This is a genomic window from Algoriphagus limi (assembly GCF_024919275.1).
GTDB lineage: Bacteria > Bacteroidota > Bacteroidia > Cytophagales > Cyclobacteriaceae > Algoriphagus > Algoriphagus limi.
The window spans coordinates 1,103,262-1,115,683 of the sequence record NZ_JANWGH010000001.1; the positions used below are offsets into that span (position 1 = coordinate 1,103,262).

The window sequence follows — 12,422 nt, forward strand, 5'->3', positions numbered from 1 at the left end:
TGACTTACCAACTAAAGTTGGACACAAAGAGAATCTTTTGAAAAAAATTAGATTTCTATTTTCTGGAATTCTTCTTCGAATTTTTCTCTTCCGGGCTTTTTAAAAAAATCCTAGCAACACCTGAGGGCATGATTTCCGAAACTCCAGCTTTACAGGTTTCCCAAATAAAATTGAAAGGACCTCGGTATACATTTCTGGTAGATTGGTAAGAAGCTTTTCTATAACTTTTAGCTTCTGGCAAATTGGATGTTCTTAAGGCGATATTCCCTGCAAATGTTGCCATCTTATTTGCGCCCCCTGATTCACCTTTTTTCTCAACTTCAATGTGAAAATCCTCATAATCAAAGGTTAGAGTGTTTTGAGCCACATACTCATTTGCCTGCATTTGAAGCTCAAATTTATGGAGCTGTCCTGAGTTAATCTTAACACCTGCAAGTGGCTCTGTCACCTCAGATAGTTTGTTTAAAGCTAAGGGAGACAGGGTTAAATTCAACCAAAAGGCTTCTTTGTCATAGGGCACCCTAATCTCAGCATTTAAAGGCGTATGCCCCATAAAATCCGATTGGAGAAAAACCTTCATTTCCTTTTGTTTTCGAAGAGAATCAACGGTCACAAATCCCTCGATTCGGGCATTCAAATTATCAAATCGAATCAAGCCTGGAGATTCCTTTCCACTTCCTACTTCCAAATAATCCAATCGACTATTTTGAATCAGAACGGTATCTAAATCCACCGGAAAAGGAATACTCGCCATTAAGCCAGCAAATAACTTTTTGGTGGATTCTACCGGTCGGGATTTGTTTTTATTTCTCAAATCCACAAAAACCAGACTATCCAAGGTTAATTTTTTAGCAATTGCGGACCACTGCCCATAAAGATCACTATTGGCATCAATGCCCTCTAGCTTCAAACTTTTCAAGTCAAAATTCAACAAGTCTTCTTGGTGTACCAATCGATTAGAAACATCAATCAAGTCATCTGCATAATGAAGGGATACATTCTCAACCTGAATTGATTGCTCCAGTAAATCAAAACTCATGGCCCCGATTCGAAGCTTTTTTTCATCCCTCAAGTCTAATTCCAGGTTTTTCAAACTGGTTTTTATCTCATCCAATTCAAAAGGAACAATATGAGTCAGAATCCTCCTATCAGTCTTCAAACCGCTAGCTGAAACCTCCAAATCAGTAAAACCTCCGATTCTTACTAGTTCTTCTTCTCCATTAAACAAATCCGCTTTTCCATTAATCACCTGAAAATTTTCAATCTCTCCCCTCCTAACAATATCCTCGAAAATAGATTGAAATGCATGAGAGCCTTTTTTACCTTGAGATTGCTGGTCTTTTAGTGTTAGTTGAAAAACCGGGTCATATAGAATAACATCTCCAATTACCAATTCCTTGGAGGAGAAATAATCCCAAATATGAAAGTCTTTCAAAAGGATTTTTTCCAAACTTCCACGAATTGAGGAAGATTCATCCTCTTTTAAAGGAACGATGGTAATCTTATCCAATTGAACTCTTTGCCTCAAAAGGCTCACATGGATTTCTTCAAAATTTAAATCATAAGATCGGTCAGGATTTTTATTGATCTCAGCTTGTATGCGCTCACTGATGTTAGAAGAAATATAAAAACCTGCACCTACTAACAGAATTAAGAAAATGCCAAGACCAAAAAGAATTCTTTTCATGGATAAAATTTAATGAGATATTTATAAAAGCAAGCTATAAATCATAGAGATGAAGGCCCTTTTACCAATTTTGAAGAATGCATTTTTAATTTCCTTAATCATTATCGGATCATTTTCTCCTCTTATGGCCCAAGATCAAACCATAAAGATTCTGACATATAATATTTACCATGGAGAAGATCCTTTCACTCCTGGGAAGACTAATTTGGACTCGATTGCCATTCTCCTTAATGAATTAGACCCTGATATTATAGCCCTTCAAGAAGTTGATAGTATGACGGTAAGATCAGCGAATTTGTATGGGAGAAAAGTAAATCTCGTCGATGAATTAGCAAAGAAAACAGGAATGGATGGATACTTTGCGAAAGCTATGGATTACTCCGAAGGAGGCTATGGTGAGGGTTTACTCGTGAAAAAAGCAGAATATTTTATCCATCAAAATTTACCAATTCCTGCTGGCGGAGAGCCGCGAGCTGCAGCCTGGACTTCCTTGAAAATAGGCGAGAAAAATATATGGATTGGGGGTACTCATCTTTGCCATCAGTTTCAAGAAAATCGAATAGCCCAAGTCCAAGAAATCTTGGGTTTTGCCGAAAGCAAAAGCAATCCAATTATTTGGATGGGTGATTTAAATTTTACCCCACAGGACAATGAATATCAGTTAATTAAAGCTAACTGGAAAGATGCAGCAAAAATAGCAAAAGATGAATCTTCTACTTATCAGTCAGCTACCGATGAAGGCAGGATTGATTATGTGTGGTTTTCAAAAAATCACTTCGAACTTATAGGTTATCAAGTTATTCACGTCCCCTATTCAGATCATTTTCCAGTCCTTGTAGAATTAAAATTAATCACTCCATGAAAAAGACTCTTGCCACGGTTGCTTTGGGATTGTTAGCATTTGCCTGTTCTAAAACCGAAAAGGAAACAGAAATTGAGTGGATTCAACTCTTTAATGGAAAAGATCTTCAAGATTGGCGGATAAAAATCCGAAATCATGATTTAGACGAAAATTTTGGAAACACCTTTCGGGTGGAAGATGGATTACTTAGCGTTCGGTATGATGAATACGAAGCATTTGATCAGCAATATGGTCATATTTTCTTCAAGGAGCCTTTCTCCTATTACCTGCTACAGGTAGAATACCGATTTATTGGGGAGCAGGCACCTGAAGGTGAAGGATGGGCTTGGCGGAATAGTGGAGCCATGCTTCATTCACAAGACCCTGAAACAATGTTGAAAGATCAGGATTTCCCTATTTCCATCGAAGGTCAGTTCCTTGGAGGAAATGGGAAAGACAAAAGAACTACTTGCAATCTCTGTACTCCGGGAACTAATGTAGTTTTGGCTGATACACTATTTACCCCTCATTGCATCAATTCAAATTCCAAAACCTATCATGGAGATCAATGGGTTCAGGCAAACTTCATTGTACTCGGCTCAGAAGAAGTTCACCATATGGTAGGAAGAGATACAGTATTCACCTACTTCCAACCTCAAATTGGAGGAGGGATGGTCAACCCTGTGGATTCTCTTATTAAGCAAGATGGAAAACTATTGGAATCAGGATACATTGCCTTGCAAAGCGAAAGCCATCCCATTGATTTCAGAAGAGTTGCTGTTTTAGACCTATCTGCCTTCAAAAATGACCGAGAAAAAATGAAGGAATTGGTTAATCGGGCATTATCAATAAAAACTTTGAAATGATGCCAAAAAATAATCACGTATTATCAAATTCTAATTTACAATTAGATTATTCAAAGAATTAAAGGCCCCATTTTTTAAAATTTGTTTTTAGCGATTGAAAATTTTTAGCCTGAAAATTTCAATTTACCCAAAAATTAGGCTAGATTTTACTAGAAATTTTTCTTGACACTAGCCTGATTCTTAATGATTTTCAAAAAAATTTGGAATGCTTTTCTTCGCATTTTTGGTAAGGAAACGTCCACCCCAGCACATTCCCCCACACACGAACCTTTACTTAAAACCTCCAATAAGGAGATTAAAGGTACCTTAAAAGTTATTGAAGGCTCTCTACCTTCCGACATAAATGGGGTTTTCAATGTTTCGCTTCCTGTAGGTTCCATCAATTCGGATGGTCTTCCATTTCCTGAAAAAACCAAGGAAGGAAAACACAATCCAGAGTATGGTTCTCCTATCATGAATGGAGATGGAATGGTAATTCAGGTAAACTTCAATCTGCCCCAGCCTGAAATTCAAAGCAAAATCATGAAAACTCCTTGCTATTATGCTGATTTGGCAACCAAACAAGGTACAAAGCACCATGGATTGATGGGTTTTCACAATATGGGTATCACCCGTATGAGTATGGTTTTTGGAGCAAGGAATGAATTGAATACTGCCACTCAGCCCGTAAAATTCAAAGGACAAAAGACTGGAAGTCTTATGGCAACCTACGACGTAGGACGCCCTTACCTGCTGGATTCTCAATCCTTGGAATTGATTACACCTATGGGTAAATGCAGCGAATGGATGACCGCCGAACCGCCTATGGTACCTTGGCCTTTTGGGATAGTTCAGACTTCAGCTCACCCGATTTTTGATCCCGTTACGCAGGAAGTATTTACAGTGAATTACTCAAGAGACAAAGGGTCTTTCACCCACCTGGAGCAGACTATCCATCATCTAAAGCACAATAGAGAATCATTCAAAGAAAAACTTGAAAAACTGGCTCACGACCTAGTGGATCATGAGGATGATAAGCATGTGCATCATCATGTGACCAATTTCTTTCAAGACTTAAATACCCATGTGGAAGGACAGGCACATGATCCTGACGAGCCAAAAGGCGATGTTTTCATGTATTTATTGGGCTGGAATGGTGACGGGCCTGTTGTTCATTGGGATCTTGAAGATCAGAATGGAGATAAATTGGCGATATATGAGTGCATGCATCAGATGGGAATCACCGAGGACTTCATTATCCTGACTGATTGCTCATTCAAGTTTGCCCTGGACCTATTGTTTGATAATCCTTTCCCAGAAAGCAAAGTAATCGAGCGCTTGATTAGAAGATTGGGGACTGTGAAAATGGAGCCATTCACAACCGTGTATCTTGTCAAGCGTGCCGATTTAGATCCTAAAAAAGAAAAGGTAACTGCCTATAGACTTGAAAGTCCAATTCCTCTGGAAACAATTCATTACAGCTGTGATTACTCCAATCCAGATGGCGTTATCACCCTCTATGGAGTTCACAATGCAGCAACTTGTATTGCAGAATGGGTACGAACCTTTGACAGAAGGGCATTGGACAAGAAGCCGGTCGATCCTGATTATTATTCTCTTTTTGCCGTAGGGAGTATGGATATAAGCCGATTGGGGAAATGGAAAATTGATTCCAAAACCTTAAAAGTTGTCGAAGAAGACAGTCAGGTTTATGAAGATCCAGGAAAATATAAGGAAGAAAACTTAGGCCCTAATACCTGGACCATAGTCCTTTATACCTACAGAGATATTCTTTCCGCAGAAAAAGCTGTTCCTACTATAAAACAGCTTTGGTATGTGAGTGATGGAACAGATCCAAATTTATTGACTGAGTTCGTCTATAAGCTGTATAAAAAATATCCTCATCGAAAATTATCCCTAGAGGAAATCAAAGATGCCACAAATAGAGAACTTCCGTTCAGTATCACTCGAGTCAATTTGGAAACCATGCAGCCTGAGGATTATTACCAATGCGACAAGAAAACCTACATTCGGGGAATCCATTTCATTCCAAAGAAAACACCTACCCCATCGGTTCCGGAAGAATTGGACGGCTACCTTTTCTGCCCTGCTCAAGTAGGACATCAACAAGCAGATGGAGACTACAAATACACAAGTGAGTTTTGGGTTTTTGATGCAACTTCAATCTCAAAAGGCCCGATTTGTAAACTGGCTAATGATGAAATCAAATTTGCCTTTACCCTCCACACTTCTTGGATGCCAGAAAGCGGCCCTTCAGATCAAACATTCAAAATATCCACTCGTGATGATTATAATGAAGTCATCAATAACATTGGAATAAAAGCCGATAAAAAGTTTTTGAAGGAATTCTTTGAAGAAAATATCTACCCTCATTTCAAGTAAATGCTAAAAGAAATTGGTGATATCCATTCTCTAAAGCTGCTCTATGAAAGTAACCGCAGCAAACTCTTCACAGGAAGTAATGAAGGGGGTGAAAACATATTGATTAAAGAAGATTTGACTGGGGATTTAGGGCGCTTGCACAATGAAGCCATGATCTCTAATCGATCCCCTCATAATGGCTTCAATCCTCAGGTAATACTCTACAATAGTAGAGTCGTCATGGTCCGAGAATTTTTGAAAGGAAAATCACTTATTGAGATCATTGATAAAAAGCCCCTATCCATTGAGAAATTCCTTCATTTTGCTATCAAAATTTGCCATCAGCTTCAGGACATTCATGCTACGGGAACGCTTCATAACGACCTAAATCCAAGAAACATTATCATTGATGAAAAGGAAGAATTCTGCCGTTTAATTGATTTCGAATTTGGTACTTCCATTCAAAATTTAGAATTACAGTTTGAACCGTTAAGTACCATTTCCGGAACCATTGAATACATCTCCCCGGAACAAACCGGACGAATGAATAGAAAGCTGGATCAGCGAAGTGATTATTATTCTTTGGGAGCAACTTTCTACGAAATGCTTACCGGTCAGCCTCCTTTTGAAGGAGATGATGTTTTGGCGATCATTCATTGTCATCTGGCAATTCAACCTATTCCTCCTAGTAAGCTTAATCCAAAGGTTCCTGAATTTATAGATAAAATCGTCCTAAAACTTTTAGCAAAAAATGCTGAAGAGCGCTATCAGTCCATTCCAGGCTTATTGGCAGACTTGAATCTTTGCGAGCAACAACTAAAGAAGAATGGCAAAATTGAAGATACCCAGCCGGGCCTGACTGACATTGCTTCGAAGCTTCATATCAGTCAGCATCTCTATGGCAGAGATAAAGAGGTTGGGCTTCTAAAAGCTCGATTTGCAGATGCTTGCCTTGGCAAAAAAATCCTCATGACTATAGGAGGATACAGTGGTGTGGGAAAAAGTGTCCTTTGCCAGGAACTATACAAGGAAGTCTCAGTTCAAAATGGCCTTTTTCTGTCGGGAGCTTTCGATGTATTGGATCGTCAAACACCCTATTTAGCCTTTATCAAGGCATTTCGACAGTTTGCTGATTGGTTGATGGCTGAATCTCAAGAAGTGCAACAATATTGGGCTAAAAAACTAAACCGGGATTTAAAAGGACTAGGACAGATAATCGTGGATATGGCGCCAAAGCTGCGCTTTATCTTACCTCCTCAGCCAGAATTGGTCAGCCTCACTGGCTTTGAAAATCAGCAACGAATTCAGTTTACCATTAATGCCTTTCTTCAAAGTCTCGCATCAGAAGATACTCCTTTGGTGTTATTTCTTGATGATTATCAATGGGCAAATGAAGCTTCCATTGAATTATTGAAAAGTCTATTCAATAATTATAACCTGACCCACTTGATGGTTTTGGTTGCTTATCGGGATAATGAAACCCCGGAATTCCATCCATTTTCCCAGGCGATCCGTAGCATCAAATCCAACAATCTTGATGAAAATCATCTCTTGATCGAGGAGATTCACCTTCAGCCCTTGAGCGAGAAGCATGTTGCAATTTTGATTTCTGACACACTAAAGCTGGAATCTTTAGAGGTAGCTGAACTTGCGGAATTGATTTATTCCAAAACGAAAGGAAATCCATTTTCCATCAATAAATTTTTGGAGTCACTCTACAAAAACAAACTGCTAGAGTTTGACTATACCAAAAACAAATGGACTTGGAGCATTAAAAAAATCCAGTCTCAGAATTTAAGTGATGATATTGTTGAGCTATTGCTCTTACGGATTCGTGAACTTCCAGAGAATGCTCTTCAAGTCATCAAGGCAGCATCTGTTTTTGGAATAGAGTTTTCTCTTCATCAGTTGGCAATCATCACGGGAAAACCAACCACTGAAATTCACTCCTTCCTATGGCCTTTGATTCAGGAAGGATCCTTGATACCACTTGGAAATGACTACAAATTCATTCCCGAATATTACAGCGAAACCAACCGGGATATACATTTCCGGTTTGCTCATGCAAGGATTCAGCAAGCTGTCTATGCATTATTAGAAGCATCGGAAAAATCCCGTTTTCATTTTGAAGTTGGTCAGATATACCTCCAAAAATTAAGCGAACAAGAACTAGCAGAACGCCCTATTGAGATTGCCCTTCACTACTCCTTAGGGTATGATGAAATCTCGAAATCTAAAAACAAAGAGGAAATTGGATGGCTGCTTCTAAAAGCAGGTAAAAAATCTGCCCAATCAGCCTCTTTTGAAGGGGCCTTAAATTTCACAGAGATCGCTTTCGAACTTCTTGGCAAAAAGCTTAAGAAGTCTGAAAAATTCCAACTCTTGATAGAAGGCCTAGAGTACTCTTATCTCCTGAAAGATCCCGAAAAACAGGAAAAATTTGAAAAACTAGCATTTGGCGAAGCCGAAACCTTAGTCGATCGAGTATTGGTGAATGAGGTGATTGTACGCTGCTTAGGTTTTGCCAACCTGCCCAAAAAAGCGGTTGATGTCGCACAGAAAGCTTTGGCAGAAGTTGAAATTAAAATTCCTGAAAAGGCCAGCAAGCTTCAGGTGATGTATCATGCAATAATGATTCAGGTTTTAATCCCGAGAAAAAAACTATTGAAAATCAAGGATATTCCTGAAACGGATGATCCTTTGGCTTTGGCTACATTTAAACTTTTGTTGGCAGCATTATCTTCCTACTTTTTTGTCAACATTTCGACCTACCCTATTTTGATTTTTCAGATGCTAAAACTCACAATTAATAAGGGAATGGCTCCTGAATCAGTGGTGGGAATAGCTTCTTATGGATTAATCTTAACGACCGCCCTCAAAAAGCCAGCTGATGGCTACGAAGTCGTCAATAACTCGATGGAATTGCTGAATAAGCCAGATCGGATGAAATATGCAGCAACCATCAATATGATGTATGTTTCATTTACATCTCACATTAAAAACAATATCGTGGATAGCGTTCCACTTACCTACGAGGGGTATTTAAAAGGTCTCGAATACGGAAACATGGAATATGCTTGCTGGAATTTATTTTTCAGTACCGCTATAAAATTCCATGTCGGAACTGATTACAAAGCACAATTGGAAGAAGCGATTGAGACTGAAAAGTTTTCTATTCAATATAATTTTACGAATCAGGCAGCCATCACTCAACTTATCGAGAAATGCTTATCAGTTCATATTGCCGATGAAAAAGATATCGAAAAAGAATTAAGCAGCCTTCCAAAAAAGATAGAAGAGAATTTCCGAACAGCCGAAAGGGAATCCAATCATATTTTTCTCCTTTCCTACTACGGATATATAGGAGCTACGAATTTGTTCTTTGGTAAATACAGTGAAGCCTTTGAATATTATGAAAATTTACCCCTTCATATCAAAGATCAACCGAACTCATTTTTCATCAACTATTACAAGATCAATCGAGCGATTAATGCAGTCTTCTTGATGAATCAAATCCGGGATGAAAAATTCCGTGGAGTTAATCTAAAAGACATAGTAAGTGAAACTATCGCCGAACTGAAATATCTCTCAAAATTAAATCCAGTTTCTTACGGGCCCTATATGTCTTTGCTAAAGGCCGGGATGGACTACCAGATTCATCAGCAGTTGGATGTAGAGACGATGGAAAACAGTATCGGGCAGCTGAAAGAATTACATCATCCGAGGTATTTCATCCTATTCGCTGAATTGCTGAGTATATTATTCAAATATGAAAAGAATCCACGGCATGAATATTGGCGAAATCAGGCAGCTTCTGAATCAAGAAAAATTGGAGTAGAAGCAAAATCCATTCGATTGCTTCAAGAGGATGAAGACGAAACGGATCAGCAAACTGCTAAAGAAAAAATTAGAAGAGGATCTGTTTCTTCCAGTGAAATTGGACAAATAGACACCAAAACCTTGGTCAAAACCATGGAGGCTTTGGTGAGTGAAATCAAGCTAGAGGCTTTGCTTGAAAAACTCATCACCTATGCCATGGAAAACACGGGGGCACAGGAAGGGCATTTTCTGATCAACAGGGAAGGTAAATGGATTTTGGAGGTTTCGACTATTGCAAATCACCAATTACATACCCACTTCCCAAAAGTAGAACTGGAAAAAACTCAGGAGGTAAGTGCTGCCATCATCAACTATTCCAAAGCAAGCAAAGAACCTTTATTGATTGAAGATGCCCTGCTTTCTCAGCCGTTTGATACGGATCCAATTGTGAGAGAAAAATCGCTCCGATCTGTTTTGTGCATTCCTTTCATCAATCAATCGAAAATTTCAGGGATAATTTACTTAACCCATTCTTTGACCAAAAACGCCTTCTCTAAAGAACAGATTTCTTTAATGCGTCTAATGGCGGCACAAATTGGTGGAGTCATCGAAAATGCGCTACTCTATGAAAACATGGAGCGATTGGTGGCAGAAAGGACCCGTGAATTGGAAGAAGAAAAGCAAAAAAGCGATTCTTTACTTCTTAATATCCTTCCAAAAGAAATTGCTTCAGAACTGATACAAACTGGAAAAGCATCTGCAAGGCTTTATGAAAAGGTTTCGGTCATGTTCGTGGATATCAAGGATTTTACGCGAATTGCCCAGCGAATGAGCCCGGATGAATTGGTGCAAAATCTTCAGGTTTTCTTTACCAAATTTGATGAAATCATGGACAAGTATGGTATCGAAAAAATAAAAACTATAGGAGATGCCTACATGGCTGCAGGAGGAATTCCAAGCCCTACTGAGGATCATGCATTTCAAATAACTGAGGCTGCAAGAGAAATACTCCTTTTTTCAGATAAATTCAATGAGCGAAGCGCTCTGGAAAACAAGCCTATTTTTAATGTCCGAATAGGAATTCATATCGGTCCAGTGGTAGCAGGAGTAGTTGGTCATCGCAAGTTTGCTTATGACATTTGGGGAGATACGGTGAATATCGCATCCCGTATGGAAAGCAATTCTGAAACAGGAAAAATCAATGTTTCAGAAGACTTTTATAAAACCATTAAGGAAAAATACAGCTGTGAATTCCGAGGTGAAATTGATGTAAAAAATAAAGGGATGATGAATATGTATTTCATTCACCATCCCAAAAATTCTGAACACGTCGAAACCTAAACCCTAACCTTGGTGGTTCCGCCACCTTCTAAAGTTATCGGAACGGGCTTGTTTGTTTTCCAGCTTCCTCCCGTAAAATCAGGCACATCGATAGAATTAGAGCGATTTGCAACCGACCACTCACTTAATGGACTGATACAGCTCCATAATGCCGCATCGTAAACATCCTGATCCAATGGAAGCCCATTTCTCAAGCAATCTATCAATCGCCAATCCATCATAAAATCCATCCCTCCATGACCGCCAATTTGCTTGGCTAATTCACCTACCCTTTGGACGATTTCAGGGGTATATTTTTTTTCTAGTTCCTTCATTTCTTCCTCTTTCATCCAACTGTGGCCTTTTGCAACTCGAGGTTGGGGATATTTCTGTGCATAGCCCTCTGTCCCACTCACCACATGCAAACGGCTATATGGACGAGGGGAGGTAACATCATGCTGAATCATAATGGACTTTCCGAGTTTTGTTTTTACCACCGTGGTATTCATATTCCCTCGATAGGACTTGGAAGCAAACTCTGTCCAAAAAATGTCTTGTTCTGCCAGCTCTTCCGCTTTCTTTTTCATCTGAAAATCATTAGAGCTCAACGAAGTCAAATATTCCATTTGATCTCCTCTATTCACATTGAGAATTTGGCAAATGGGCCCCAAACCGTGAGTTGGATACAAATTCCCATTTCGATAATTCTCTCGAAGTCTCCACATATTTTGATAACCATTATCCTTATCGAAATTCAACCAAAGCAAATCATGGATATAAGCTCCCTCCACATGAACAACTTCTCCAAAGAATCCTTCTCGAGCCATTTTTAAAGTCATCAACTCAAAGAAATCATAGCAGCAATTCTCCAACTGCATACAGTGTTTCTTTGTCCGCTCCGATGTTTCTACTAATTGCCAGCACTCATCCAAAGTTCTCGCTGCAGGAACTTCCACTGCTGCATGTTTTCCAGCCTCCATTGCATAGACAGCCATTGGAGTATGCCACTCCCAAGGGGTAGCAATGTAGATCAAATCCAAATCAGGACGATTGCACATTTTTTTCCATGCATAGGTACTTCCTGAATAAAGCTCTGGCTGATGGACAGTACCTGCGAGTGATTGTTTAGCTTTTTCTGCACGCTCTGGTAAAAGATCGCACAAGGCTTTAATCTCTACCCCTTCAATTTTACTCAGCCTGTCTACAGCACCAGGGCCTCGCATTCCTAAACCTACGATTCCGATTCGTACAGTTTCGAGTTTAGGAGCTGCATAACCACACATGTTGAATACTTGTTCGCGATTATTCCCGTATTGAGCTTCCCAAGGCAAAAGAGATTTTGATTGGGCTGCGGCATTTCCTAGCCCGAAAAAACCCATACCTGCTGCACTAGCAGATTTCAAAAACTCTCTTCTTCGATTGGATTTCATGTTGATTTGGATTGGTTTGGTAAACTAGTTAACAAAAAAACAGTAAAAGTCTAAATGCAATTTGACCAATGAACCAAACAAAAAAACCGGAGACAACT

At 39.2% G+C, this 12,422-nt stretch carries 6 protein-coding genes; 4 read left to right on the forward strand and 2 right to left on the reverse strand.

All coding sequences use genetic code 11. The annotated features are described in order from the left end of the window. Window positions 1–55: 55 nt before the first annotated feature. Window positions 56–1,687: an AsmA family protein gene (locus NY014_RS04790; protein ID WP_259413406.1), complete on the reverse strand. Its 1,632-nt coding sequence runs from the start codon at window positions 1,685–1,687 to the stop codon at window positions 56–58. Between the two features lie 49 nt (window positions 1,688–1,736). On the opposite strand from NY014_RS04790, the gene NY014_RS04795 reads away from it, so the two are divergent. From NY014_RS04795 to NY014_RS04810, 4 genes are all read left to right on the forward strand, one after another. Continuing rightward, window positions 1,737–2,549, forward strand: a complete 813-nt coding sequence (locus NY014_RS04795; protein WP_259413407.1) for an endonuclease/exonuclease/phosphatase family protein — start codon at window positions 1,737–1,739, stop codon at window positions 2,547–2,549. After that, window positions 2,546–3,394, forward strand: coding sequence for a 3-keto-disaccharide hydrolase (locus tag NY014_RS04800; protein WP_259413408.1), 849 nt, complete (start codon window positions 2,546–2,548; stop codon window positions 3,392–3,394). The genes NY014_RS04795 and NY014_RS04800 overlap by 4 nt, the downstream gene beginning before the upstream one ends. 183 nt (window positions 3,395–3,577) lie before the next feature. Next, window positions 3,578–5,776: a carotenoid oxygenase family protein gene (locus tag NY014_RS04805; protein WP_259413409.1), complete on the forward strand. Its 2,199-nt coding sequence runs from the start codon at window positions 3,578–3,580 to the stop codon at window positions 5,774–5,776. Further along, window positions 5,777–10,915 carry an adenylate/guanylate cyclase domain-containing protein gene (locus NY014_RS04810; protein ID WP_259413411.1) on the forward strand — a complete coding sequence of 1,713 codons (5,139 nt, stop codon included), beginning with the start codon at window positions 5,777–5,779 and terminating at the stop codon, window positions 10,913–10,915. On the opposite strand, the gene NY014_RS04815 is transcribed toward NY014_RS04810, so the two are convergent. Next, window positions 10,912–12,324 carry a Gfo/Idh/MocA family protein gene (locus NY014_RS04815; protein ID WP_259413412.1) on the reverse strand — a complete coding sequence of 471 codons (1,413 nt, stop codon included), beginning with the start codon at window positions 12,322–12,324 and terminating at the stop codon, window positions 10,912–10,914. The genes NY014_RS04810 and NY014_RS04815 overlap by 4 nt on opposite strands. Window positions 12,325–12,422: the final 98 nt, after the last annotated feature.